This window comes from Pseudoalteromonas sp. NZS100, assembly GCF_015864815.1.
GTDB classification, from domain to species: Bacteria; Pseudomonadota; Gammaproteobacteria; order Enterobacterales; family Alteromonadaceae; genus Pseudoalteromonas; species Pseudoalteromonas distincta.
Genome location: NZ_JADYWM010000033.1, coordinates 1 through 26,828 on the forward strand (window position 1 = coordinate 1; position 26,828 = coordinate 26,828).

General features: G+C 39.0%; 27 protein-coding genes and 1 rRNA gene. 20 read left to right on the forward strand and 8 right to left on the reverse strand.

What is annotated here, in order from left to right; all coding sequences use genetic code 11:
• The first annotated feature begins 190 nt into the window (after positions 1-190).
• Positions 191-305, forward strand: a 5S ribosomal RNA gene (rrf, locus tag I6E69_RS19890).
• 1,033 nt (positions 306-1,338) lie between these two features.
• Here rrf and I6E69_RS19895 read toward each other — a convergent pair.
• From I6E69_RS19895 to hslR, 4 genes are all read right to left on the reverse strand, one after another.
• Positions 1,339-2,460, reverse strand: a complete 1,122-nt coding sequence (locus I6E69_RS19895; RefSeq protein ID WP_039488562.1) for a PepSY domain-containing protein — start codon at positions 2,458-2,460, stop codon at positions 1,339-1,341.
• Positions 2,461-2,642: 182 nt separating this feature from the next.
• On the reverse strand, positions 2,643-4,181 hold the full coding sequence (locus I6E69_RS19900) for a phosphoenolpyruvate carboxykinase (protein WP_197122094.1): 1,539 nt from the start codon (positions 4,179-4,181) through the stop codon (positions 2,643-2,645).
• 271 nt (positions 4,182-4,452) lie between these two features.
• Positions 4,453-5,298, reverse strand: coding sequence for an Hsp33 family molecular chaperone HslO (hslO, locus tag I6E69_RS19905; RefSeq protein WP_002962025.1), 846 nt, complete (start codon positions 5,296-5,298; stop codon positions 4,453-4,455).
• 12 nt (positions 5,299-5,310) lie between these two features.
• Entirely contained in the window at positions 5,311-5,733 is a 423-nt protein-coding gene (gene hslR, locus I6E69_RS19910) for a ribosome-associated heat shock protein Hsp15 (protein WP_002962027.1), read from the reverse strand.
• 209 nt (positions 5,734-5,942) lie between these two features.
• On the opposite strand from hslR, the gene gspC reads away from it, so the two are divergent.
• The 13 genes from gspC to I6E69_RS19975 all read left to right on the forward strand — a co-directional run bounded on the left by gspC (position 5,943) and on the right by I6E69_RS19975 (position 17,950).
• Entirely contained in the window at positions 5,943-6,884 is a 942-nt protein-coding gene (gspC, locus tag I6E69_RS19915) for a type II secretion system protein GspC (protein WP_002962029.1), read from the forward strand.
• 23 nt (positions 6,885-6,907) lie between these two features.
• Positions 6,908-8,971 carry a type II secretion system secretin GspD gene (gspD, locus tag I6E69_RS19920; RefSeq protein WP_039488559.1) on the forward strand — a complete coding sequence of 688 codons (2,064 nt, stop codon included), beginning with the start codon at positions 6,908-6,910 and terminating at the stop codon, positions 8,969-8,971.
• Positions 8,964-10,529 carry a type II secretion system ATPase GspE gene (gspE, locus tag I6E69_RS19925; RefSeq protein ID WP_002962032.1) on the forward strand — a complete coding sequence of 522 codons (1,566 nt, stop codon included), beginning with the start codon at positions 8,964-8,966 and terminating at the stop codon, positions 10,527-10,529. Before gspD ends, gspE begins: the two co-directional genes overlap by 8 nt.
• A 2-nt stretch (positions 10,530-10,531) precedes the next feature.
• The gene (gspF, locus tag I6E69_RS19930) at positions 10,532-11,767 is read left to right on the forward strand and encodes a type II secretion system inner membrane protein GspF (RefSeq protein ID WP_002962033.1); all 1,236 of its coding nucleotides are present in this window, start codon (positions 10,532-10,534) and stop codon (positions 11,765-11,767) included.
• An 81-nt stretch (positions 11,768-11,848) separates the two neighbouring features.
• The gene (gspG, locus tag I6E69_RS19935) at positions 11,849-12,271 is read left to right on the forward strand and encodes a type II secretion system major pseudopilin GspG (RefSeq protein WP_002962036.1); all 423 of its coding nucleotides are present in this window, start codon (positions 11,849-11,851) and stop codon (positions 12,269-12,271) included.
• 49 nt (positions 12,272-12,320) lie between these two features.
• Positions 12,321-12,908 (forward strand): Tfp pilus assembly protein FimT/FimU, encoded by a 588-nt coding sequence (locus tag I6E69_RS19940; RefSeq protein ID WP_039488557.1) that lies wholly within the window; start codon positions 12,321-12,323, stop codon positions 12,906-12,908.
• The gene (gspI, locus tag I6E69_RS19945; protein ID WP_002962039.1) at positions 12,908-13,282 is read left to right on the forward strand and encodes a type II secretion system minor pseudopilin GspI; all 375 of its coding nucleotides are present in this window, start codon (positions 12,908-12,910) and stop codon (positions 13,280-13,282) included. The genes I6E69_RS19940 and gspI overlap by 1 nt, the downstream gene beginning before the upstream one ends.
• A complete protein-coding gene (gene gspJ, locus I6E69_RS19950) occupies positions 13,283-13,921 on the forward strand; it encodes a type II secretion system minor pseudopilin GspJ (RefSeq protein WP_197122097.1) in 639 nt (212 codons plus the stop codon).
• Positions 13,914-14,903: a type II secretion system minor pseudopilin GspK gene (gene gspK, locus I6E69_RS19955; protein WP_197122100.1), complete on the forward strand. Its 990-nt coding sequence runs from the start codon at positions 13,914-13,916 to the stop codon at positions 14,901-14,903. The genes gspJ and gspK overlap by 8 nt, the downstream gene beginning before the upstream one ends.
• On the forward strand, positions 14,900-16,108 hold the full coding sequence (gene gspL / locus I6E69_RS19960; RefSeq protein WP_024605963.1) for a type II secretion system protein GspL: 1,209 nt from the start codon (positions 14,900-14,902) through the stop codon (positions 16,106-16,108). Before gspK ends, gspL begins: the two co-directional genes overlap by 4 nt.
• Positions 16,105-16,578 carry a type II secretion system protein GspM gene (gspM, locus tag I6E69_RS19965; protein WP_024596393.1) on the forward strand — a complete coding sequence of 158 codons (474 nt, stop codon included), beginning with the start codon at positions 16,105-16,107 and terminating at the stop codon, positions 16,576-16,578. The genes gspL and gspM overlap by 4 nt, the downstream gene beginning before the upstream one ends.
• Positions 16,579-16,581: 3 nt before the next feature.
• Positions 16,582-17,340 carry a type II secretion system protein N gene (locus I6E69_RS19970; RefSeq protein ID WP_182749878.1) on the forward strand — a complete coding sequence of 253 codons (759 nt, stop codon included), beginning with the start codon at positions 16,582-16,584 and terminating at the stop codon, positions 17,338-17,340.
• Between the two features lie 22 nt (positions 17,341-17,362).
• The gene (locus I6E69_RS19975) at positions 17,363-17,950 is read left to right on the forward strand and encodes a UPF0149 family protein (protein ID WP_024596395.1); all 588 of its coding nucleotides are present in this window, start codon (positions 17,363-17,365) and stop codon (positions 17,948-17,950) included.
• A 27-nt stretch (positions 17,951-17,977) separates the two neighbouring features.
• Here the strand turns inward: I6E69_RS19975 and I6E69_RS19980 are convergent, their stop codons facing one another.
• On the reverse strand, positions 17,978-18,184 hold the full coding sequence (locus tag I6E69_RS19980) for a hypothetical protein (protein WP_002962050.1): 207 nt from the start codon (positions 18,182-18,184) through the stop codon (positions 17,978-17,980).
• The gene (locus tag I6E69_RS19985; protein ID WP_002962051.1) at positions 18,184-18,543 is read right to left on the reverse strand and encodes a hypothetical protein; all 360 of its coding nucleotides are present in this window, start codon (positions 18,541-18,543) and stop codon (positions 18,184-18,186) included. The genes I6E69_RS19980 and I6E69_RS19985 overlap by 1 nt, the downstream gene beginning before the upstream one ends.
• Positions 18,544-18,831: 288 nt before the next feature.
• Between I6E69_RS19985 and ccoG the strand changes: the two genes are divergently transcribed.
• The 4 genes from ccoG to I6E69_RS20005 all read left to right on the forward strand — a co-directional run bounded on the left by ccoG (position 18,832) and on the right by I6E69_RS20005 (position 22,635).
• A complete protein-coding gene (gene ccoG / locus I6E69_RS19990; RefSeq protein WP_002962052.1) occupies positions 18,832-20,262 on the forward strand; it encodes a cytochrome c oxidase accessory protein CcoG in 1,431 nt (476 codons plus the stop codon).
• A gap of 85 nt (positions 20,263-20,347) precedes the next feature.
• Positions 20,348-21,322: a serine/threonine protein kinase gene (locus I6E69_RS19995; RefSeq protein WP_024596396.1), complete on the forward strand. Its 975-nt coding sequence runs from the start codon at positions 20,348-20,350 to the stop codon at positions 21,320-21,322.
• A 34-nt stretch (positions 21,323-21,356) separates the two neighbouring features.
• Positions 21,357-21,980 (forward strand): thiol:disulfide interchange protein DsbA/DsbL, encoded by a 624-nt coding sequence (locus I6E69_RS20000; protein ID WP_002962054.1) that lies wholly within the window; start codon positions 21,357-21,359, stop codon positions 21,978-21,980.
• Between the two features lie 16 nt (positions 21,981-21,996).
• Positions 21,997-22,635 (forward strand): thiol:disulfide interchange protein DsbA/DsbL, encoded by a 639-nt coding sequence (locus I6E69_RS20005; RefSeq protein ID WP_002962055.1) that lies wholly within the window; start codon positions 21,997-21,999, stop codon positions 22,633-22,635.
• Between the two features lie 65 nt (positions 22,636-22,700).
• Here I6E69_RS20005 and trmA read toward each other — a convergent pair whose 3' ends face one another.
• Positions 22,701-23,798: a tRNA (uridine(54)-C5)-methyltransferase TrmA gene (gene trmA / locus I6E69_RS20010; RefSeq protein WP_197122103.1), complete on the reverse strand. Its 1,098-nt coding sequence runs from the start codon at positions 23,796-23,798 to the stop codon at positions 22,701-22,703.
• Positions 23,799-23,960: 162 nt separating this feature from the next.
• Between trmA and I6E69_RS20015 the strand changes: the two genes are divergently transcribed.
• Positions 23,961-25,100, forward strand: coding sequence for a DUF5610 domain-containing protein (locus I6E69_RS20015; RefSeq protein ID WP_197122106.1), 1,140 nt, complete (start codon positions 23,961-23,963; stop codon positions 25,098-25,100).
• Between the two features lie 65 nt (positions 25,101-25,165).
• Positions 25,166-25,966, forward strand: a complete 801-nt coding sequence (gene murI, locus I6E69_RS20020) for a glutamate racemase (protein WP_197122109.1) — start codon at positions 25,166-25,168, stop codon at positions 25,964-25,966.
• On the opposite strand, the gene I6E69_RS20025 is transcribed toward murI, so the two are convergent.
• Positions 25,929-26,408 carry an RNA-binding protein gene (locus I6E69_RS20025; protein ID WP_024596401.1) on the reverse strand — a complete coding sequence of 160 codons (480 nt, stop codon included), beginning with the start codon at positions 26,406-26,408 and terminating at the stop codon, positions 25,929-25,931. The two genes, murI and I6E69_RS20025, sit on opposite strands and share 38 nt — an antisense overlap.
• Positions 26,409-26,828 lie beyond the last annotated feature (420 nt).

Consider the following 26,828-nt stretch of genomic DNA (forward strand, 5'->3'; position numbering starts at 1 on the left):
GAGCCATTAAGCTAACTTGTACTAATTACCCGTGAGGCTTAACCATACAACGCCAAACGCGTTTTATGCGACAGTTTGACAGAAGTTAATATAACTAAAGTAGAAATTACTTAGAAAGACTTAAAAAATATTATCAGATATTTTCCAAATTCAGTTAGTGCGTAGAAATACGAATTAACGCCCAAATTTGCTTGGTGACAATAGCGTTTTGGACCCACCTGACTCCATGCCGAACTCAGTAGTGAAACGAAACAGCGCCGATGATAGTGTAGCATTTGCTATGTGAAAGTAGGACATTACCAGGCTTCAAATTGTAGAAAGCCCGACTAGAAATAGTCGGGCTTTTTTACGTCTGCAGAAAAGTGAAATACGCGTAATTAACATCCACTCACAGCAACATCCATCACGTAGGTCGGCCGTAGCGACTCCCGACGTTAAAATCACAACAAAACTTCTCAGTATTTCAGTCGGCCAATAAAGTAGCATTTGCTAAGTGACTCTCCACCGCTGTGGGCACTACGACATTACCAGGCTTCAAATTGTAGAGAGCCCGATTAGAAATAGTCGGGCTTTTTTACGTCTGCAGAAAAGTAAAATGTACGTAATTAACACACACCCACAGCAGCTTCATCACGTAGGTCGGGCGAGCGTAGCGACTCCTGACACAACGATACTGTGGCATTTCACTGTGACTTTCTACCGCTGTGGGCACTACGACATCCTACTGCGTAGCGCACCGACCTCACATTGTAGAGAGCCCGACTAGAAATAGTCGGGCTTTTTTACGTCTGCAGAAAAGTAAAATACGCGCAATTAATACACACTCACAGCAACACCCATCACGTAGGTCGGGCGATCGTAGCGACTCCCGACGTCAAAAGCATTAAAAACCTTCGCTCGACAATGAGTGGTAGCATTTGTACTATGGGTAAATAATACCAATTGGTTTAACATCTGACCTAATATAAAAGCGTTAATTATCTGGTCTTGTGATAAGTATTGAACATGGTCTTTAAGCCTTTGTGTACGCTTTGGGTAGGTTACTGAAGAGAATAAAAGTAGTTATGCAGAGGGTGATACAGAGGTTTACGCATAGAACTTAAATCTAATAGGCATGAGGTTTTTAAATAATAGTGTTCATGGAGTGCCTATCTAAACTTGCAGTATTAACTACCCTTCATTAATTGTTTTATAGCCAGATAGGCGGTTAGGGGCTGCTTTAATTTCATATGTACTGAGCGTTATTAATTTTTAATCCTAAGATTAACGAAGGCCATATACTTTATATTAAAAACTATCGACAAGACTTACTGAAAAGCAATTCATGTACTCCTTCAACTAAAGTTTATTTTGTATTCTCTTGGTTCTAACTAACCACCTATATACGCCGATAATGAACAATGCAGCAGATCCGAAGCCACTTAACACCCAAATGACTTTTAAAATGTTACCGCCAATGCTGCCGTCATGTAGAGGGTGTATCCAGCTTTTTATTTTACTAGCCGTACTTTGCTTATCTATATTAAACACGCTCTCTAACTTTCCTGTAAGTGCATTAACCTCTATATAGCTATGTGGAAAGCGATACGAAGGATCGTTTACAGTTTGAAATCTTAACCTGTAAATAGCATTTAAGTTTGATGGTGTTTCAATCCAAGCTAAACGCGCATTCGGTAATGCTTTTTCAGCTATTAATACCGCTTGTGATAAAGAAATATCGGTTTGTTTGCTCGGTTGAATTTGTGTTTTTGGTGGGGAGTTTATATCGCTAACTAGAGCGGTTAATATAGGATCTGTTTGTTTTGGAATAGCGAGCATAACACCTGTAACAGTTAAAGCTAGTAGCGGTATGCAGAAGGTTAAACCAATTAGTTTATGCCAGTCGTATAGCAAACCTATTTTAGAGCTACGAGATTTAAATTTTAGTGCCTTTACCCACTGCCCAGGCTTTGGAAACCAAGCAAAGAACCCAGAGATAAGAAGAACTATTGAGGCTATGCCTATATAGCCAACGACGAGAGTGCCCGTTGCTCCTGTTAGTAATGAAAAATGTAAGTTGTACATCCAAGTTACTAAGTATTTTCCCCAATAGTTTTTACGTATTACTTTATCACTACTGCTAGATAGCCATACCATTAAGGGGGCAAAGCCTTGCTCTTTTGTTTCTATTGGATTGTAGTATCGCGCGGGAATTACTGAATTTATACCTGTGTTTTCTAATCGCCATGGCCCTTGCTTTGAAGGGAAATTGGCTCTTAGCGTATTATATGCTTGATCCCAATTAGGCGTTTTTATGTTTGTAGTAGCGTCATTTGCTGGATTTAGCAGTAAGTCTATTTGCGGATAGTAAACTAATATAGAGCCAGAAAGAGTGATAATAGTAAGTAAAACACCTACTGATAGGCCTAAGTATAAATGTAACCGCCTGAATGTTTTTCGCCATGAAAGCTTTAGTGTCATCAATTAAATAGCCGTAATGAGTAATGCAGGTTTATTGGGTATTAAGGAATGATTAATTACGCGGTATATTATATGGTTTTTGATATGAGTTGTGCGGCATTTTGTCGCACTTATTAAATTAGGTATTTAGAAAGTAAAACGCCAGCCCTTGGCTGGCGTTAAAATACAAGCTTGAAGCTTATTTAAGCTTTAGGTCCTGCATTTTTTATATCGTCTGATACGTCATACTTAACAAAGTTTTCAGTGAAGTCAGCGGCAAGTTTTGCTGCATATTCATTGTACTTAGCTTTATCTTCCCACGTATTTATAGGATTAAGTAGGTTTGTATCTACACCTGGAACTGCTACCGGTACATCTAGGTTTAAAACATCAATGTGCTGAGTTTCAACACCGGCTAATTTACCAGATACGATTGCATCAACTACTGCACGAGTAGTCGGAATATCGAAGCGCTTACCTGTGCCGTAAGGACCGCCAGTCCAACCTGTATTCACAAGGTATACTTTAGCGCCAAACTCGCGTACACGCTTCATAAGAAGCTCAGCGTAAACACCAGCAGGACGTGGGAAGAATGGAGCACCAAAGCAGGTTGAAAACGTTGATTCAATATCGCTAGTAGAGCCAATCTCAGTTGAGCCAACTTTAGCTGTGTATCCACTTAAAAAGTGAAAAGCAGCAGCTTCCTCGCTAAGAACAGATACCGGTGGTAATACACCGCTTACATCACAAGTTAAAAATACAACAGCTTTTGGTTCGCCTGCGCGGTTTTCAACTTTACGTTTTTCAACATGTTCAAGTGGATATGCTGCACGGCTATTTTGAGTAAGGCTAGTATCGTTAAAATCTGGAACGCCTTTTTCATCTAGCACTACATTCTCTAAAATAGTACCAAAGCGAATTGCATTCCAAATTACAGGTTCGTTCTTTTGTGACAGGTCGATACATTTAGCATAGCAACCGCCTTCAATATTAAACACGCTTCCAGGTGCCCAACCGTGTTCGTCATCACCAATTAAAAAGCGAGTAGGATCTGCTGAAAGAGTTGTTTTGCCCGTACCAGATAAACCGAAGAATAATGCTGTATCGCCTGCTTCACCAACGTTAGCAGAACAGTGCATTGGTAATACACCTTTTGCTGGTAGTAGGAAGTTTTGTACAGAAAACATCGATTTTTTCATTTCACCGGCGTAGCGCATACCTGCTAGTAATACTTTACGCTGTGCAAAGTTAATAATAACGGTGCCATCGCTATTTGTGCCATCACGTTCCGGCTCGCATACAAACGAAGGAACGTTCATTACTTGCCATTGTGGTAAGTTTGAGGCGTTATAGTTTTGTGGTTCGATAAACATGTTTTTGGCAAAAATATGGTGCCACGCTGTTTCTGTAGTTACGACTACAGGTAGATAATGCTCAGGGTCAGCGCCAACTTCTAGGTGAGAGGTGAAGTGGTCATTACTTTGAACATGTGCTTCTACGCGAGCCCATAATGCGTCAAATTTTTCTGCATCAAATGGGCGGTTAACGTTGCCCCATTGAATGTCATCTTGAGTTGTCGCTTCTTGAACAATAAAACGATCTTTTGGTGAACGGCCAGTTCGTTTTCCTGTAATTGCAACAAAAGCACCATTTGCGGCTAAAGTACCTTCGCCACGGCGGATCGCATGCTCGACAAGTTCAGCTGCGGTTAAATCGACAAAACGTGTAGCGCCTGTAGTCATGTTTATACCTAACTATAATGTGTGAGAGTTTGAACGGGATAGCTCTGGGGTTATCAGTGCCCTTAAGCTGAAATTATAGTAACAGAAGGTTTTGAGATATTCGAGCCCGTAAAGCCTCTAAAAACACATATATTTGCTAAAAAACATGAATAATTTCAATGATACCGGTGTCAGTAAATTAACAAAATTCATGACACCGGTATCATCTTTTTATAATATAAAACCGCATATTTTGCGGCTTTAATTACTATATATAAATGAAGCTGAACATTTAATTGAAAATGCTTTTTATGTCTTGTTCGTTAAAAACATACTCTTTTAAACAGTAATGACAGTTAATGTTAACAGTCCCTTTCTCAGCTACATCTTTGAGTAGCTCTTCTTGTCCAATATTAACAAGTGCAGTAATTGTTTTATCACGACTACAACCACATTTGAATTTAATAGCTTGAGGTTCAAATACGCGAGGATTATCTTCGTGATAAAGACGTGTAAGAACAGTGTTCGCATCTAAGTGTAACAACTCTTCATTTTTAATCGTGTTACTTAATGCTTCTAGGTGTGCAAAGTCTTCAATTGATTTTTGTTTATCAACTGGAAGCACTTGTAAAAATAGACCACATGCTTTTGCGCTACCTTCAGTAGTGTCAGTTGCAAACCAAAGACGTGTTTTTAGCTGCTCAGATTGCTCAAAGTAACTTTCGATACATTCACTAAGAGTATCATGCTCTAGCGGCACTATACCCTGGTAGCGTTCACCTTTTTCAGGGGTAATAGTGATTACCATATAGCCTTGGCCAATAAGCTCTTTTACAGTTGTGCCCGTAATTTCGCTTTGCAGGCGTGCAATACCACGCATATTTTGTTTGTCATCACCATTTATAACAGCATATTTAACTGGGCCATCACCTTGAAGCTGTACAGCAATTTCACCTTCAAACTTTAAGGTAGCAGTAAGTAAACAGGTTGCAACGAGTAACTCACCAAGTAATGCTTTAACAGGGTCTGGGTAATTATGGTCGGCAATCATTTCATTATAAGCACTCTCGATTTGTACGAGTTCGCCACGAACATCTAGTTCGTTGAATAAATAACGGTGAAGTAAATCTTGTTGCATGAGCGGCTATACCTAACTTGATTTCATTTTTAAAAGTTCGCGTCTTTGCTTTTTATCCGGTTTTTTATCCGGATGGGGGGCAAAAAAGCTGTTATTTTTGCGTGCGATGCTGTTCTCTTCGCGTTTAGCAATACTGGCATCAGATTCTTGATACATGGTTTGTGCAATGGGGGCGCTTTGGCGTTTTTCAAGCACTGAGAGTATGGTTATCAGCTTTTCATCTACTCCTTGTGCAAGTTTTATGTTTGCGCCAACTTCTACTATTTTACTCGCTTTTGTACGTTGTCCATTATAATGCACTTTGCCGCCTTGTACCATTTCACGTGCAATAGCACGAGTTTTATAAAATCGCGCAGCCCACAACCATTTATCTAATCGAACTTTTAACCCATCCGCATGGTCTGAGTTGGTATTAGCGTTACTTTTTTTACTCATAAGGCATTTCCCCACGTTTTATAGCTTAAAATTTATCATGAAATCATCGTAGGATGAAGGTATTACAATAGCCGTTTACTTTTTATACGGTTATGTAAAGTTAATTTAATCTGTTTACAAAGTTTAATATTAGTGTGCTTGTTGAAAGAAAAATGAAAGGGTACTATGGGTACGCGCTAACGCAGTAAATTAAAATAAGAACACTATTTATGGAACAGCAAATCCAACAACTAAAACAATTTTTAACTCGTTTACCGCATGCTAAGTTAAGTGCATTAGTGACACTCTTAGTTGTTGTTTATCTTGCATTTTTATTATCAAAACTAGTTTGGCTTTTATGGCCAAAACCACCGATAACTCTGCTTACCCCTAGCCATCATGCTAATCAGTCATCTGGTGCGAGTAATAACTCTGCGCAGCATATTGTTGAGCAATTCTTATTTGGTAAAAAAACTGTAACAAACAACAATAATACTGCAAAGCAATCACAGGTTATAAACAATGCGCCAGAAACACGCCTAAGTATAAATTTAACCGGTATTGTAGCGGTTAATAACGATGATAAAGCAGGTATCGCAATTATTGAATCACAAGGTAAGCAAGTAAGCTATCTTGTTGAAGAAGTTGTATTAGGCACGCGCGCTGAAGTAGCACAAATATTACCTGATCGTGTTATTTTGAATGTTAATGGGCGTTTTGAGACTTTGATGCTCGATGGACTCGATTTTAATAAAACGGTATCTATGCCAGTACTCGCTGCCCGTGATGATGCTGAAATGGGTCCGCAAAAATTAGAGCCAAGTGAACTACAAATAGATGCTACTGCAGATCCAGACGTTAAAGAAGCAATTATAGAAACACGTGAAGAACTGCTCGAAGAGCCAGGCAAATTATTTGACTATATACGTGTTTCACAAGCCATGAATGATGGCGAACTAATCGGATATCGTTTAAGTCCAGGTAAAGAGCCTGAACTATTTAAACAAATGGGATTAAAAAATAACGATTTGGCTATTTCTATAAATGGCTATCAATTAACAGATTTAAAACAGGCTATGTCAGCTATCAACGAGCTGCGTAATAGTACAGATGCCAATATCACTATAGAACGTGATGGTGAACAAATCGATGTGCAATTTAGTCTGCAATAATTTAGCTTTGGAGTTTTAATATAATGGTTCAGGTGCTACACCTCAAAAAAATTAAAAAAGGGTTAGCTAAGTACGCAGCACTTTTTTTGGCGGCAAGTATTTCTTTGTCTGTTTCTGCTGTTGAATATGCTGCTAACTTTAAAGGAACTGATATCAACGAGTTTATTAATATTGTTGGTAAAAACCTTAATAAAACAGTGATTATTGACCCTAACGTGCGCGGCAAAGTAAATGTTCGCAGTTATGAGTTAATGGACGAAGCACTTTATTATCAGTTCTTCTTAAATGTATTGGAAGTTTATGGCTACTCAGCTGTTGAAATGGACAATGGCATAATTAAGATAGAAAAAAGTTCAGACGCCAAAAAATCAAATGTACCACTTATTGACGAAGGTAGTGAAGCTAGCGGCGACATGATGATTACACGTGTTGTACGTGTTAAAAATGTAAGTGTACAAGAGCTTGGCCCTTTGGTTCGTCAATTTAGCGATCAAAAAGATGGTGGCCACGTTGCCAACTTTAATGCGGCTAACGTTATGATGCTAACGGGTCATGCAGCATCGGTTAATCGCTTAGTTGAGATCATTCGTTCTGTTGATCAGGCGGGTGACAAGCGTGTAGACATCGTTAAGCTTAAATATGCGACGGCAGATGATGTTGTCTCTGTGGTAGATAATATTTATAAAGACAGCGGTAAAGGCAGCGTACCTGAATTCTTAATTCCAAAAGTTGTGGCTGATGGCCGAACTAATAGCGTTATTGTAAGTGGTGAAGGCCAAGCACGTACACGTGCTATTGAGCTCATTAAGCGCTTAGATGGTGAGCTAGAAAGCCAAGGTAACACCAAGGTGTTTTACTTAAATTATGCTAAAGCTGAAGATTTAGTCAAAGTATTGCAGGGTGTTAGTAAGTCACTTGTTGAAGATGCACAAGGCGGTACTACTAAAACTCGTAGCAGAAGCAATAATGAAAGCAGTATAGAGTCTCACCCTGACTCAAACTCATTAATTATTACCGCACAGCCAGACACAATGCGATCACTTGAATCTGTAATTGAACGCCTTGATATTCGCCGTGCCCAAGTATTAGTTGAAGCCATTATTATTGAAGTAATGGAAGGCGATGGTGTTAATTTAGGCCTGCAGTGGATTTCTGAGCAGGGCGGTATGTTGCAGTTTAACAACGGCACTACGGTTCCCGTGGGTTCATTAGCTGTTGCTGCAGAGCAAGCACAAGATACAACCGTAACTAAAACTATCATTGGTACAGAAACTGGAACCGTTACTAGTTATGACGAAACGACTGAGGGTGACTATGATGCGCTTGCTTCATTGCTAAGTGGCATTAATGGTTTAGCGCTGGGCGTTGTTAAAAATGATTGGGGCGCAATTATTCAGGCTGTTGCCACTGATACAAATTCAAATATATTGGCTACCCCTTCTATTACTACAATGGATAACGAAGAAGCCTCTATTTTAGTCGGTCAAGAAGTGCCTATTATTACAGGCTCACAAACGGGCAGTAATAATGCTAACCCATTTCAAACAGTTGAGCGTCAAGAAGTCGGTATTAAACTGATAGTTACGCCACAGATTAACGATGGCTCTGCAGTACAACTTACTATTGAGCAAGAAGTATCGAGCGTAAGTGGTGCAACTGCTGTTGATATTTCAGTTAATAAACGTGCAATTAAAACAACGGTTATGGCCGATGATGGCGGTATGGTTGTACTTGGTGGTTTAATTGACGAAGACGTACAAGAAAGTGTTTCTAAGGTACCGTTATTAGGCGATATCCCTATTTTAGGTCACCTGTTTAGATCAACAAATACAACGCGCCGTAAGCGTAATCTTATTGTATTTATTCGCCCAACCATTATTCGTGATGGTGTAAGCATGAATAAGTTAAGCTTTAATAAATATAACTTTATTCGTGGTGAGCAGTTTAAACAAAAAGAAGATGGTATTGAGTTAATGCCAATGACGGATACGCCTATTTTACCTGAGTGGAATGACGAACTAGTACTTCCACCTACGTATGAAGAGTCTCTACGTAAACAAAATGCACAAGAGCGTAAAGATGACTAATGCGATTCAAGAGATAAACCAAGATGTGGTTCATCCTCAAACGCATAATCAGGATGAGCTATTAACGAGTGATGTGTTAGTTGAGTTACCAGCAAAGCGTTTGCCGTTTTCCTATGCAAGACGCGCAGGTGTGTTACTGGGTAAAAACAAAGATCATCGTATAGTTTACTACCGTGGTGAGCTAGATGTGGAAGTACTATTAGAAGTACGCCGTATCGCAGGCCATGGTTTTACACTTGAGCAATTGGATGATGATAAATTTGAGCTATTGCTTGAAGCGTCATACCAACGTGATAGCTCTGAAACGCAACAAATGATGGAAGATATTGGCAACGAGGTTGATTTATTCTCACTTGCTGATGAGCTCCCGCAAACTGAAGATTTACTTGCTGGTGACGATGATGCGCCAATCATCAAGCTTATTAATGCCATGCTAAGTGAAGCGATTAAAGAAGGGGCTTCTGATATTCATATCGAAACCTTCGAGCAAGAGCTTGTTATTCGCTTTAGGGTCGATGGCGTGCTTAAAGAAGTACTTAAGCCTAATCGTAAACTTGCATCGTTACTTGTATCTCGTATTAAAGTAATGGCTAAGCTTGATATAGCTGAAAAACGTATTCCACAAGATGGTCGTATTAGCTTACGTATTGCTGGGCGTGCAGTTGATGTGCGTGTATCTACAATGCCATCGAGCTTTGGTGAGCGTGTAGTACTGCGTTTACTTGACAAAAACAACGCGCGCTTAAACCTTGAAGATTTAGGTATGACCGCAGAAAATCGCGCATTGTTTTCAGATTTAATTAGTAAACCCCACGGCATTATTTTGGTAACAGGGCCTACGGGCTCTGGTAAAAGTACCACTTTATACGCTGGTATGAGCCAAATTAACTCACGCGATCGTAATATTCTTACCGTTGAAGATCCGATAGAGTACGAAATTCCAGGCATTGGGCAAACACAAGTTAATGCAAAAGTTGATATGACATTTGCACGTGGTTTACGTGCAATATTACGTCAAGATCCTGATGTAGTAATGGTGGGTGAAATACGCGACCTTGAAACTGCGCAAATTGGTGTTCAAGCGTCACTTACCGGTCACCTTGTTATGTCTACTCTGCATACAAATACCGCATCGGGTGCAATTACACGTATGGAAGATATGGGTGTTGAACCCTTTTTACTTTCATCGTCGTTACTCGGTGTGTTGTCGCAACGCTTAGTACGTACGTTATGTAATACCTGTAAAGAAGGTCACACGGCTGATGAGCATGAATGCCAGCTGTTAGGGGTTCCTTTTGAAAGCCAACCGACAATTTATCGAGCGGTGGGGTGTGAGGAGTGTAACTTTAATGGTTACCGTGGTCGTACAGGTATTCATGAGTTACTTGTAGTTGATGAAACCATACGCGAAATGATTCACAACGGTAAAGGCGAGCAAAGCGTAGAAAAATACATTCGTAAGCGCAGCCCAAGTATTCGCCAAGATGGGTGTAGCCGTGTACTGGCAGGCAAAACAACACTTGAAGAAGTATTGCGTGTTACCCGTGAGGAAGGTTAACTATGGCGGCGTTTGAATATCGTGCCTTAGATGGTCGAGGTAAAGAAAAAAAAGGCATTTTAGAAGCCGATACAGCTAAACAAATCCGCCAAACTTTACGTGATCAAAAACTAACGCCGCTTGAAGTTGTTCCTGCGGCGCAAAGTGATAAACAGGTCAAAGGCGAAAAGGCCCCTTTACTCGGTGGCTTTTTTAAGCCGACAATTTCAACCTCAGACTTAGCATTAATTACAAGGCAATTAGCAACACTTATTCAATCGGCACTCCCTGTTGAAGGCGCTGTTATGGCGGTTGCTGAGCAATGCGAAAAGCCGCGTTTAAAGCGGATGCTTATGTCGGTACGCTCAAAAGTAGTTGAAGGTTACACCCTTGCCGATGGTCTTAGTGAGTTTCCTCATGTTTTTGACGATTTATATCGTGCAATGGTAGCCGCAGGCGAAAAGTCGGGTCACCTTGACCAAGTTCTTAATCGTTTAGCCGACTATACCGAGCAGCGCCAACATATGCGTAGCCAAATAACTCAGGCTATGGTTTACCCTATTATATTAGTGGTATTTGCAATTGGTATTGTGTCGGTATTACTGGGTACCGTAGTACCAAAAATATTAAAAACGTTTGAAAAAACTAAACAAGTACTTCCTTGGACAACCGAATGGGTTATGGCAGGCAGCCATTTTGTGCAAAATTATTGGTTTATTAGTTTAATAGCTATTACAGCTATAGCCATTGGTATTAAGCATGCACTTAAGCAGCCTAAAATACGTTTTTGGTGGGATGACCGAGTGCTACATATGCCAGGTATAGGTAAAGTGGCTCGTGGTATTAACACCGCACGTTTTGCGCGTACTTTAAGTATTTTATCGTCAAGCTCGGTACCATTACTTGAAGGAATGCGTATCTCGGGTGGCGTATTAATCAACGAAAAAATTAAAAAAGCGGTTGCAGATGCATCCGATAGAGTGAGTGAGGGTGCAAGCTTAAGAGCTGCACTTCAGCAAACTAAGTTGTTTCCACCAATGATGCTGCATATGATAGCAAGTGGTGAAAAATCAGGTGAACTAGAGCAAATGTTAGAGCGTGCTGCAAATAACCAAGATCGCGAATTTGAGAGCATGGTTAATGTATCGCTTAAACTACTAGAGCCTGCGATGATCGCCTCAATGGCGGTTATTGTATTATTTATAGTAATGGCAATATTGCAGCCAATAATGGCGATGAATAAAGCTGTTGGACTTTAAGTTAGAATAAATTTTTAAATATATTAGTGGTTTTACCTAAACCATTTTTACTTAATGTTTTTAGAATAATGAGGTAATTACGTGAATAAACAATCAGGTTTTTCTTTACTAGAAGTGATGGTGGTACTGGTTATCATCGGGATGATTATGTCAATTGTTGCACCTAACATTATGGGTCAGCAAGAAGAGGCTGCTATTGATAAAGCACATCTAGATATCCAGCAATTAGAAGATGCAATGAGCTTATACAAGCTTAAAAATAAGAGCTACCCAAGCACAGAGCAAGGTCTTGAAGCGCTAGTTACCCAAACAAGCATTGAACCGGTTCCAAAACGTTTCCCTGATGGTGGCTTTATTAATGAATTACCAGAAGATCCTTGGGGTAATACTTATCAGTTAATTAGCCCAGGTGAAATTGGCAAGTTTGATATTTTTTCTATGGGCCCAGACGGTGAAGCAGGTACTGATGACGATATCGGTAACTGGGACGAAGAAAAACAATAATGCCTAAGTACACCGTTCTGTATGAACATGTTAATGCTAGAGGCTTGCTATGAAAGCAAGCCTTAAGCAGCGCCATGCAAAAAGCAGAGGCTTTAGTTTAATAGAAATTTTAGTGGTATTAGTGATCATCGCTTTTGCCACCAAAATGGTGGTATATAGCTTAGAAGGCGGTGCTGAGGAGGAGTTAGATACTCAAGCACTAAGGCTGCATACCACCATTAATATGGCATCGGAATTTGCCATTTTAAACCAAGTTGAATTGGGCTTATTAGTAGAAGAAAATACATTAGAGTATTTAGTTTTCGATGGTGAAAAGTGGATTACTTTTGACCGTGAAGATCTTTTTAAACCAATAGAATTAGATGAAAGATTAAAGCTCACGCTTAACTTAGAAGATTTAGCGTGGGCGCAAGATAACCTCTTAGAGCAATCTAACTGGCGCGAGCTTATGAGTGGCGGCGATGAAGACAGTTTACTTGAGCTTAAAAAGTTGAAAATACCACAAGTACTTATTTTGTCATCAGGTGAGGTAAGCGCGTTTCAACTTATATTAGAGTTAAAAGAGCAAAGCGAGCCTGTGTATTACATTGAAGGTGAATTTACTGCACCAGTAAACTTTCGCCGAGAGCCAGAATAATGAAGCGCACTAAAGGGTTTACCTTATTAGAGGTGTTAGTGGCATTAAGTATTTGTGCCATGGCGGGTATAGCTGCAATGCAAGCGACAAGCGAGCACATACACCACTTAACGACTATTGAAGAGCAAACCTATGCATCTTGGGTCGCCGAAAACGTTATTATTGAACAGCGTACTAAAGGCGAACAATGGCAAGGTAAAAATAACCTTAAAGGCAGCGAAGTAATGGGCGGTGTTGAATGGTTTTGGCAGCAAGAAGTTACAGCCACTGCTGACAAAAGCTTTGTAAAACTAACCATAAATGTTTTTACGGATGAAAAATATGAGCATTCAGCATATGAGTTATCAACGTATTTAAATAAAGGCAAAAAGTAAGTGAAGCAGCGCGGGTTTACATTACTTGAAGTTATGGTTGCACTGGGTATTTTAGCTTTTGTTATTATTGCTACTCATCAAATACTCGAGACGACAACAAGAACAAAAGATGCCTCCGATGAAAAGATTGCTGAGCTAAATGGATTGCAAACAACATTTAGATTAATGGATCAAGATTTTAGCCAAATGACCAAACGCGCAGTTCGCAATGAGTCGGGTGATGTTCAAGAACAATATTTACTTGCTGGTCGTTACGTTTTAGAAAGCCAATACGATGGTATCGCGTTTGTACGAGATGGCTGGATAAATCCAATTAACTTATTGCCACGTTCAGAACTACAAGCTGTTGGTTATAGAGTGATTGACGATAACCTTGAGCGTGTTTATCGGGTTTATGTTGATCAGCTTGATAATATGGAGCCGCGAGTTCAACGTGTGCTAGAGAATGTTGAAGAACTTAAGTTTGAGTTTTTAGATGATAAAAACGAATGGCAAGAACAATGGGAAATTAAAGCTCTCCCTAAAGCGGTTGCTGTTACGTTGCAACAAATAGAAGCAGAGCCAATTCGTCGTGTATTTTTAGTTCCTGGGCAAGGCAAAGTTGTTGCTACACAAACTACGGATGTGAATAATGGTTAAGCAGCAATCATCGCGCGGCGCAGCACTTGTTATTGTTTTGTTTATTGTGGCATTAGCGGCTATTTTAGCAGTAGAAATGAGTGCTAATTTAATGGTTCAAGTGCAAAAAAGTACAAACTTGCAAGGTCACCAACAAGCTAAATGGTACGCCTACGGTGCAGAAGAGCTTGCTATTAAAGGGCTAATACAAAGTAAAAAAGATGATGCCGATAAAACAACACTCGATCAAGTGTGGGCAACTCAAGGAGATGCTTCATACCCTGTTGATAACGGCACGTTAAGTGGCAAAATTACAGATTTACAAGCATGTTTAAATTTAAATGCTTTAGCCATAGCACCAGAAGAAAATAGCGCAAGTAAAACAAACCCTGCACACAAAGCACTCTTTGCATTACTTGAAAACATTGAAGGTTTACCTGCTGACGAATCAGAAGAGACGATGGCAGATAGTGTATTTGATTGGCTTGATGAGAACAGTATTACGTATCGCTCAGGTGCAGAAGAAGACGAGTACTTATCACGAGATTTTCCGTATATGACAGCCAATAGTTTATTTGCATCAACATCGGAGCTGCGTTTAGTTAAGGGCTTTAACCCATTAGTGATGGAAAAAGTATTGCCATATGTATGTGTAATACCAGGCAGTACGCTTTTATCAATTAACGTAAATACATTATTGCCAGAGCAAGCGCTTATACTCAGTGCCTTGATAGAAAGCTTAAGCTTATCTGGCGCAGAAGCGGTGTTAGGCGCAAGACCGCAAACTGGATTTGACACCATCGATGAATTTTTTGAACAGGTGAAGCAGCAAGGCGGTACTAATACTGACTCAATAAAAAGTCTATTTAGTATTAAAAGCGAATATTTTAAATTACAAACGCAGGCAAACTTTGTCGACCTGCGTTTTTCGATGACCACATTACTGCACGCTAAAGACGGCGACGTAACGATACTGGCGCGAAAATTTGGAGGCGTACAGTGACAGAAATACTGTTGATCCGCACGGGTCAAACCGAACAAGAATTACTTAACTGGTTAATTTACTCACCACAAGAACAAGAAATAATAGCCAGTGGCGAGTTACCAAATGCAGAGCATTTAAGTGAGCTAAGCGAAAAAGCACTTACCCGAGAAGTTGTCGTGTTATTACCCAGTGACCAAGTGCAATTAAAAACGGTCGCTTTGCCAACAAAATGGAATCGCAAGCTTGAGCAAGCATTGCCATACATGCTTGAAGAAGATATAGCATGTGACGTAGATGAACTGTTTATAGCAGTAGCGCAGCCGACAATGCTTGGTGAGCAACATGCAATTCGTGTAGCAATGACAGACCGTGAATGGTTTGAACAATGGCTTGCATTATTTGCTGAGCATAATCTATCAGTATACAGAATATTACCCGATGCTTTGTTGTTACCGCTTGCAGATGATGGTGCCGTAACTGCTATTGAGCTCAACAACCAATGGTTGTTTAAGCAAGGGCAATGGCATATTAGTGCGGTTGAATCTAGTTGGTTGAATGGCTATTTAACAGCCATGGGTAACCCCGACATTAAACATTTTAGTCCTGCTAATCAGTTTCCTGAAAGCGTTAACTTACAAGCCCAAACAAGCGATTACGACTTACCTTTAGCATTATTTGCAAAACAGTTAGATAGCGTTAATTTTAACTTACGCCAAGGTATGTATCAGCTTAAAAAACAAAGCGCTTTGTGGTGGGGTTACTGGAAAGGCGCCGCAATTATAGCAAGTGTTGCATTGGTTTCTACAATTACAATAAAAGCTATTGAGTTACACCAACTTAATACACAAGTAGAAGTAGCTAAAGCTCAAGTAGTCGACAGATATCAAAAAGCATTTCCGGGCACTAAAGTTCGCCCTAATCTAATTAAAAGCCAAATTAAAGGCGCGTTAGATAAAATACAAGGCTCAAGTGAATCCGGCTTTTTAGACTTAACGACTAATTTGGTTGATGTATTTTCGCAAGTCAGCGAGTTTACACCTGAAACACTTCGTTATGACAAACGTCGCAATGAGCTGCGCATTCGTGCACGGGCTAAAGACTTCCAAACTTTTGGTAAAGTAAAAATCATACTTGAAAAGCAAGGTTTAACTGTTGAGCAAGGGTCTTTAAATAATGACGGTGATTATGTCGTAGGTGAAATTAAACTGCGAGGTGCAGTATGAAAAAGCAGTTAATGAAACAGTGGCGTTCGCTTAAAGAGCAAGAACAACAATTGGTAATGGTCGCTGGTGGCGTGTTTATTATTTTTGTTTTAGTAATGGGAATATTTAGGCCATTAAATAACGCGATAGAAAAAGCACAGCAATCTCAAATTAAACAACAAGAGCTATTAGCTTGGGTTGATGACAGTATTGTTAAGCTAAAGGCTGCAGGCAACACCAGTGTTGCTAGCAATACAAACTTAAGCCAAGTGGTAAACTCTACTCGTGGACGCTATAAAATCAATATTAGTAAAATGCAGCCCAGTAGTGATTCACTTCGTTTAACGCTCGACTCAGTAGAGTTTAATCAGTTAATAGAATGGCTAGATGAGCTAGTAAATCAGCATGGTTTAAAAATTGAAAATTTAGATTTAAGTCGCGATGATAAATCAGGCTATGTGCGCGTAAGCCGTTTAGTATTAGAGAATTAATTAATGAAAAAAATAATAACGTTATCGGCTGTCTTTTTAATTAGTTTTATTGTGTTTTGTATTATTAAATTACCAGCACATATTGCACTAGATATAGCAAAACCGTACTTTCCAAAGCAATTAGAAGTTGGGCAAACTGTAGGTACTGTTTGGCAAGGTCAAATGATGCAAGTTCGTTTTGATGGTGAGCAGTTAAATAATGTGCGTTGGGATATTGCAGGCTGGAAATTATTTACAGGCAAACTAAATGCGAATATAAAATTTGGTAATCCACGAGAACGCAGTGATATTTCGGGTTACGCAGATGTAAGTTATGGTTTTTTTAATAAAAAAGTAATAGTGACTGACGCCCTAGTACGCTCCACTGTAGAGCGTGCAATGCAACGTGTGCAACTTCCTCTGCCTGTTACCGCTAAAGGGCGTGTGATTTTAGAACTTGATGAATACAGCTCAGGTGCACCTTATTGTGATTCACTAAAAGGTGAAATAGCGAGTCCTGATATTGATGTTCAAGGTTTAAATGGATGGTTTAATATTGGACCTCTAGCTGGTAAGTTAAGCTGTAAGTCGGGTGATGTTGCTATATTAATTGACCCAGATAATACGCTTGGCCTTGAGGCAGATGCTACACTTAAAGCTAATTTCGATTTTAGAGTGGCAGGTTATGTAAAACCAGATGCCAGCTTACCTAAAGATGTACATGATGCGGTTAAGTTTTTAGGCCGACCAGATAACCAAGGTCGCTACCCGCTCAACTTTTAATGTTTTAATATAAAGAGTTTTAATGCAAATACCCCAATTTACTGAGTTGCACGCAAAGCAGCTCAGCTCATTTTTAAATACCCAATCTCAAGCAATGACCCTTGTACAAAGCCAAGGCTATTTATTTGGTGTAATTTGTTCGCCCAACCCATTAGATGTACATGAGTGGCTTGAGCAGATATTGCCAAACACAGCTAATGATTTAGATGAAGAAATGCTTTTTTTGTTTATGGCGCTTTATCACAAAATTAGTGAGCAGGTGTTCGAAACTGGATATAAATTACCAGACACATTTGATGCTGAATTTTGTAAGTCGTGGAGTAAAGGCTTCTTAGTTGCAACGAAAGCTTATGCAGAACCTTTGTTAAATGCACCGCAATTAGACGTTGATTTTAAACAAGCATTAGAAAGTGCGTTAAGCACACTAAGCTTTTTTGCACTCGACCAACTAGCAATAGCTCAGATTGCCAAACAAAATAACATGACAATAGAAGCTTTGTGTCAGTATCAGTATGAATCTATGGGTGACTTTGCATTAGGGTTTGCTGAACTAATTGAAGTGGTCGCAATTAATAGCGGCTTGATAACCGACGAGAGTTGGGAAGAGTAATTATTAATGCTAGGCGCTTAGTTTAATCTAAGTGCCTAGCTCTAATATAATATCCGTACAGCCTTGTTTGCACTTTACTATGCCTTTACCAGGTTCACTGGTGGCTAAATCAAGTGTTAAAACCCCATTACACTTCTCACACTTTAATGTTTTGCCTTGCGCTAATTGCTTGAGCATATTGCGCTGCTTATGAAATGAGTCGCTTGCTTTTTTATTTAATCCTGAAAAATCCACTACTTTGCTCGCTTTTGCTCTAATGCTTCAGTCACTATTTTACATACCGTATTTAAACGGTCGTCATAAAAATAAAGGTTTAAGTCACGCTCACGACAATAGCGTAGGTGAAATAACTGAACAGAGTCATCTGTTGTAAACGTTTTTTCTACATACTCACCTTCAGATTCAGATAGTTTAAGTTGACTGCTGATCCTATTTTTAGCCATATTTGCAGCTGGGCTTCTGTTGACCTTGCTTGCATCACTTAAAAAGCCGATGCCTTCACCTAGTAACCTTTCGCGAGGTTCTTTTATAAGTGGGTGATCGATTGTAAAAAAGGCAAGGATCACAACTACCAAAATAATAAATTTTTTCATGGATACGTAAACCTTGATCTAAGTAGGGTTGAATTACCATGCAGTGTAATAAACTGCATTTTAAAAGCAAGTAACTGGGATGAATAAATTATTAGCAATCTATGCCAGTAATTTTAACCAACATTGTTATAATGGTTAACAGCAGTCAGATATTTCTGAAATATCTGAAAGTATTCGAGAAGGCAATTTATTAAAGTAAATATGCCTAGCAAGTAACTTGCTAACTTTAAGTATAGAGTACTTGAGTATTGCTGGATTTTTATTTCCAAGCGGCGTTGAGGAACTTCGATGGACAAGCAAATTAAAGTAAAGAATATCCCTGTAGAGGTGAAAATCCAAAAACCGGATTTAAGCCGTCAAGATGATAGGTTCAATCCCCGAAATCGTATTTATGTGCGTGCTGTAAAAGGCCTACATCAATTACTTAGACAGCGCATTGGCTTTTTAGGCCTGCTTGCGTTTATGTTACTACCTTGGATTAATTTTAATGGCCAGCAAGCTGTGCTGTTTGATCTAATTGGTCAAAAATACAATATTTTTGGTTTAACGCTATGGCCTCAAGATTTTACTATATTAGCGTTTATCTTTATGTTGGCAGCATTTGCGTTGTTTTTAGTGACCACCTTCTATGGACGGGTGTGGTGTGGTTACACATGTCCGCAAACTGTTTGGACTTTTATTTTTATTTGGTTCGAAGAAAAGCTTGAAGGCACGGCTAATCAACGTAAAAAACTCGATCAACGACCCATGAATTTTGATAAGTTTTGGCGTAAGACGGCAAAGCATACTAGTTGGGTATTGTTTTCGTTGTATACCGCTATTTCTTTTGTGGGTTACTTTACGCCAATAAGGGAGTTACTCCCTGACTTTGTAACGTTTGATGTAGGCGGTTATGCACTAGTCAGTATTATTTTCTTTGCTGCGTGTACCTATGGTAATGCCGGTTGGATGCGAGAAATTATGTGTTTACACATCTGTCCTTACTCTCGTTTTCAATCAGCTATGTTTGATAAAGACACATACACCGTAACGTACGACGAAAGCCGAGGTGAAAGCCGTGGTCCTCGTTCACGTAAAGTAGACCATAAAGATTTAGAACTAGGCGACTGTATAGACTGTAACTTGTGCGTTCAAGTGTGCCCAACAGGTATTGATATTAGAAATGGGCTACAAGCTGAGTGTATCAACTGTGGTGCATGTATTGATGCGTGTGATGGCGTAATGGATAAAATGGAATACCCGCGTGGGCTTATTTCATATACGACAGAGCGAAATCTTGAAACCCCAGAAAATAAAACGAATCCACTGCGAGCTAAAATTATTGGTTACACGGTCATACTTGTTGTGCTTACGGGAGCGCTTGTCGCTAATATAGCACTGCGTAAAACAATGGACTTTGATATTATTCGTGACCGAAACCAATTATATCGTGTCGATTTTGATGGTTTAGTAGAGAATACCTATACATTAAAGGTAATTAATAAAGCGCAGTACGAGCAAACCTTTAATATTAAAGTACAAGGGTTAGATAACTTTAAGTATATTGGTAAGCAGTCATTTACTGTGCAGGCAGGGGAATCTCATAACGTACCATTGTCACTTGTAATGGACCCTTATGATTTGAAGGCGCCGATGACTGAGTTTAACTTTGTGCTTTCACCGGTAGATGAGCCGGATGAGACAATATCGCAGTCGAGTAACTTTTTTAAAGCGCGATAATCGCAACTTACCTTAATTAGGTAAGTTGATATAGCAATTAACAAAAGCGGGTATATAACCCGCTTTTATTTTATATAAGAAGAGTATGAGTAAATTTAGTTTTATTGACTTAACACCAGATCTAATACTCGATGCAATAGAAAGCGTAGGTGTGTACGCCGAATCTGGTTTATTAGCGCTCAATAGCTATGAAAACAGAGTATACCAATTTAAAGCGGATGATGGCCTGCGTTACGTAGTGAAGTTTTATCGCCCAGAGCGATGGAGTAAAGAGCAAATTCAAGAAGAGCATGACTTTGCATTTGAACTAGCGGATGCGGAAGTACCCGTTGTTGCCCCTATTTTATATAATGGACAAAGCTTATTTGAACACGAAGGGTATTTGTTTGTGTTGTTTCCAAGTGTAGGCGGGCGTTTATTTGAGGTTGATAATTTAGATCAGCTTGATGTAATGGGGCGATTGATTGGCCGTATGCACCAAGTAGCTAAAACAAAACCTTTTACTTATAGGCCAACAGTTACCTGCGAGGAGTATTTGCATACAGCCAAAGTTCATCTTCAAAAAAGTAACTTAGTGCCCATGGGAATAAATACTGCCTTTTATACTATTTTAGATTTAGTGATAGAGCAGGCGCAAAAACAGTATAAAGATGTGCAAAGTATTCGCTTACATGGTGACTGCCACGTTGGTAATATTTTATGGGCAGGTGATGCGCTAATGTTTGTTGATTTAGATGACAGCCGCCAAGGTCCTGCAATCCAAGATTTATGGATGATGCTCAGTGGCGATAGAGCGACGCAACTGTTACAGTTAGACACCCTTGTAAATGCGTATGAAGAGTTTTGTGATTTTGATCACTCTCAACTCAAATTAATTGAACCGCTGCGAGCAATGCGTATTATTCATTATATGGGATGGGTAGCTAAACGATGGAGTGATCCTGCTTTTGTGCGGAACTTTACATGGTTTGCTGATGACAAATACTGGGAGCAACAAATTTTAGCACTGAAAGAGCAACTTGCAGCATTGCAAGAAGCACCGTTAAAGTTATTGCCGTAATATTTTATTTAAAGACAAGTACAACGAGATACAAATGCTTAAAAAATTAAAACTGAGTTTATTACTTTTATGTTTACCATTTGCAGCACTTGCTGCACAGTTTGAAGTTGATAATCAATACACTGTTATAGATGTAGACAAAAGCAAGTCACCGCAAGTAACCGAGTTTTTCTCATTTTACTGTCCACATTGCTTTAAGTTTGAACCAGTAGCAAAAGCAATTGAAAAAGGCTTGCCTGAAGGCGCGGAGTTTATTAAAAACCACGTGAACTTTTTAGGTGGCGTGTCACCACAAGCACAAAGTAATTTAAGCTTTGCCTACTTAATTGCTAAGCAGCATGGTCAGGCGCAAAGTATTAGCGATCAAATTTTTAAAAGTATCCATGTTCAACGTGCACCATTAACTGAAATGAAAGACGTTAAAAAATTACTTGAAGTAAATGGTATTGATAGCGCAACGTTTGATCAAGAGATTGCAAGCATGCCTGTTATTTCAGCTGAGCAAGCAATGCAAAACAAACAGAATAAATATTCAAAATTAGGCGCACTTACAGGTGTACCTACTTTTATTGTTAACGATAAATATAAAATAAACCTCAACACCATCAAAAATCAAAAAGAACTTGATGAGTTAGTAGCGTTTTTATTAGCACTATAAATTTCGGAGTATAATAATGATTAAATTAGTTAAAGCAGGTTTGCTTGCAATATTACTTCCTATGGCAGCAACAAGCTTTGCAGCAACGTATGAAGAAGGCGTGCATTACGACGTAGTTTCTGAGCGTGCAACTAAAAAGCCAGAGGTTAAAGAGTTCTTCTCATTTTACTGCCCTGCATGTAATAACATGGAAGCACTAATTGGTGAGTTTAAGCCTAAGCTTGATAAAAACGTTAAATTTAAAAAGAGTCATGTTGATTTTGTAGGTGTACGTGACCCAGAAAACCAACAGATGATGAGCCAAGCACTGGCGACAGCTGAAGTGCTTCCACAAAAAGATCAGATTATTTCTGCAATCTTTAATCATATCCATACAAAGCGCGCTAAATTTAATGAGCTTGCAGATGTAAAAGATATATTTGTAGCGCAGGGCGTTGATGGTGATAAGTTTGATAAGCTGTTTAAAAGCTTCTCGGTACGTACGCTGAGCTCTAAAATGAAACGCGATCAAGACTACTTTAAAGAAAAAGGCGCACTACGTGGCGTACCTACCTTTATTGTAAATGGTAAGTACAAATTAAACCTAGGTCGTGAGTCGGGTATTACTAAACCTGAAGACATTAGCAAATTAATTAATTACTTAGCTAACAAGTAAGTTTAGCTAAAACAAAAAAAGCTCCTTAAGGAGCTTTTTTTATGGGTAACGTTTACTGAGCGTATTTATTTGCGCTGTAAGAAAACGCCCGACTCAATGTGATGCGTATAAGGAAACTGATCAAATATAGCAAAGCGCTTAACGTTATGCGTACGTGTTAAGTGATCAAGGTCACGTTCAAGAGTTTCAGGATTACAGGATATATAAATTATGCTTTCGTAGTTAGCCACTAAGTCACACGTTAATTCATCCATGCCCGCACGTGGTGGATCAACTAATATGGTTTGGCAGTCATAGCTTTTAAGGTCAATACCATCTAAACGAGAGAAAGTACGCTCGCCATTCATTGCTTGAGTAAACTCTTCACTCGACATACGAATAATATCTAAGTTTTCTACGTTGTTTTTAGCAATGTTGTATTGAGCAGAGTGAACAGATGATTTTGATATTTCCGTCGCTAATACTTTATTAAAACAGCCCGCTAATGCAATTGAAAAGTTACCGTTACCACAATACAGTTCTAGTAAATCATTTTTAAGTGGTTTACATAAATCTTGTGCCCACTCCAGCATATTAATATTTACTTTTGCATTAGGCTGAGTAAAGCTATTTTCTACTTGTTGGTATATAAGCTCTTGACCATTAACTGTTAAACGTTCAGTTACAAAGTCATCACCTAGTACTTCTTTTTGTTTGCGAGCTCGGCCTATAAAGTCAATTTTGTATTTACTGCTAAGCTTTTCTTTCAGTGCTTTAATTTCACTTAACCATTCATCATCCAGTGGTTTGTGATAAAGCAAGCTTACTAAAATTTCACCGCTTAGCGTTGATAGGTAATCGATTTGAAATAACTTACGGCGTAATATTTCACAAGGCTTAAGATGCTCAATCATCACCTGCATTATTTCACCTACTAGAGGCGCTGCTGGGTCAAATGTATCAACACGGATTTTTTCTTTTGTTTGTTGATCAAACATAATGTGAAACAGATCATCACCGTCGTGCCATACTCTAAATTCAGCACGTTGGCGGTAGTTAGTTGGCTCTGAGCTAAATACTTCTAGTTGCTCCACACCAAAACGTTGAAACTGCGCACTAATACGCTGCTCTTTTTCACTTAACTGCGCTTGGTACTGTGTGGTATCTATTTTAATAACTGCCATTAACGCTACTACCTTATCTAAGATCTGTTTATCGGCGCTATTGTAGGGAGCGCTGCGTATTTGTCTAGTTTTGGCTAGCATTTATGCTGTTTTATTGAACATTGTACTTTAGTTTTTGTTGTTATAGCCGATAATAAACTACGCACGCTTAGGAGACGAATCATGAAAATAGGTAATTATGGCTTTACGCCAAACAACAACATCAATAAATTCAATAATAAAGCTGATATACAGCAACCTACAATTACGTCTCCTCAAGATAGCTATCAACAACGAGGCCGAGAGTTGGCTGCAAAGGTGCTTGGCGATAAAATGGCTGAGCAGCTTGGATTACCTATAGCAGAAAAAAAAGCAGATAAACCACTATTTGATTTTGATGAAATAGTAAAAAACGTACTCGATTTTGTAAGTAGTGCTGTAAATAAAGCAAAAGCTAACGGCGCTGATGACGAAAAGCTCAAAGATATGCTAGGCGATGCGCGCAAAGGAGTCCAAATAGGGATTGATGACGCTGTTGATGAACTCAAAGGTACAGGCGTATTTAATGATGACATGGAAGAGGGCATTAATAAGTCTAAAGAGGGAATTTACAATGGGCTGGATAAGTTTGAAGAGTCGTTATTTAACCCACAACCTGCCAGCGTAAATATAAGCCAGGCTCAATACGTCAGTATGACGAGTAATGCCGAATATAAATTTACTACCGCAGAAGGCGATGAGGTAAGTATTAGCTTTGCTGATGCATTTGAATCTCAATCGGCAAGTGGCTATCAGCAAAATAGTAATAGTGAGTCGTTTGCAAGCTCATCATCGCAATCTCGACAGGTATCATTTTCGATGTCGGTAAATGGTGACTTAAACGAGCAAGAGCAAGAAGCTATTAATGCGATGATGGAAAACTTACAAGATTTAAGTAAAACCTTTTTTGGTGGTGATTTAGATGAAGCATTTGAACAAGCGCAAGAGCTGAGTTTAGACAGCGATCAGCTGGTGGCTTTTTCTATGGATTTACGCCAAACAAAAACAATAGCAACAGTTAAAAGCTATGAAGAATATAAACCAGCACCAGAAAAACAAGTAGCAGAGGGTTTAGCCCCTTTTAATGACGACCTTAAAAATGCTTTTGAAAAAGCGGGTGAGCTTGGATTACAAAATCAGCTAGCTGGCATTCTCCAATGGTTAAATCAAGATCAGGAACAAATAGATAAGTTAGTAGATTATACAAAGTCTATGTTCGAAAACCTTAATCAGTTAAATTCAGCAGCCGACAGGCTTACTGATTTAGAAACCACGCAAAGTTAAACTACTTTCTTTTATAAAAACCTCATGGCAAACTGCCGATCTTAAAGTAAAGTAGGAACGGTAGTTTGTCAGCGCATATAATGGTCTTTGATTCAGGTATTGGTGGAACTACTGTACTTGAGCATATCAAGCAAAGTATCCCCAATGCTCAGTACAGCTATTTTATGGATAATGCATTACTACCTTACGGTGCTCAATCCCAACAAACTATAATTAACCGATTATGTTCACTTATTCATTTCATCAAAGCCAACACGCTTAACGTCGATTTAATTGTAATAGCGTGTAATACAGCTTCTACATCTGCACTCAGCGCTGTTCGCCAAATTACGGATATTCCTATTGTAGGTGTTGTGCCAGCAATAAAGCCTGCGGCAGAATTAACACGCTCAAATCATATTGGCTTGTTAGCCACACCGGCAACGGTCGCCAGTTCATACACAAAAACATTAATTGCTGAACATGCACGTAATGTGATCGTTAATCTGTATAGCAGTGTTGAATTAGTAACGTTAGCTGAGGAATGCTTTTTTACAGGCTCTTTAGATACAAATAAGTTGTATCAAGTACTTGATGAACTACATATAGATAAAACAATAGATGTACTTGTACTAGGGTGTACGCACTTTCCGATATTAGCAGAGCCGATTAGTCAGTATTTTGAAGGGAATGTAAAATTACTTGATTCAGGTGTAGCGATAGCAAATAGAGTCAACTTCCTACTTAACCAACTTAACTTATGTGTGGATAAACAAGCAGACATAAAAAAGCCGCTGCAATATTATGCAACGGCTGATGTGTTTAGCAATAAGCTAGCGGTAAAGCTAGTTACACTGACTGATCCGTCTCAGTACGTAGAGCATTAGAATCATCTTCTTGTTTTTGTTTTGCTTCACGTACCTTTAAAGTACGTTGTTGGAACTCGCTATCGTTCAAGTTAGCAATTGCATTGTCTGCATCAGCTTGCGCCATTTCAACAAAACCAAAGCCACGACGTTTGCCAGTATTCTTATCCTTTAATAAACGAACATTGAATACTTTGCCTTGTTCTTCAAATAATGCACGAACCACACCTTCGTTTGCACGATAAGGAAGGTTACCAACATAAAGCGTTTTTGTTTTAACTTCAGCTTCTTCAGTCACATCAGATGATATTGCAGCAATAGCAATCGCACCTATTAATAAACCAGCACCAAATAGTAATGCAGGGTTTAAAGCTAAGCCGCCTAAAGCAAACTCAACAACAACAAAACCAACTACAGCAAGAATAACAGAGAAGATAAAAGATTTTTGATCGGGTAATTTCATTTTAGATCTACCAATAAACAGGAAATAAACATTAATTTAACATTGTGAACTTGCTATCTTAACGCCTAAATCAAACATAGCAATGATATTTGTATTAAATAATAAATAAGAGCATAAAAAAGCATCATCTTAGAGGGGTTTTCATGTGGTTTTACGTGGTTTTGTTCTATTTTTGTTCGAACAGTAAAAAGATCTAAAAAAAGGGTTGATCTGTTTTTGGATCTCCCTATAATGCGACCCCACTGAGACGGGAAACGCCGAAGCATAGCAAGGCACGAACTGCTCAGAGAGTTAAATAAAACTTCGGTTTTAAATCTTCCAAAAGAAAATTTAAAACAAAGTATTGACTCGAAAAATAAAGGGTGTATTATTCGCATCCCTTGAGACGCTAAAGCGACTCAAAACGTTCTTTAACAATAT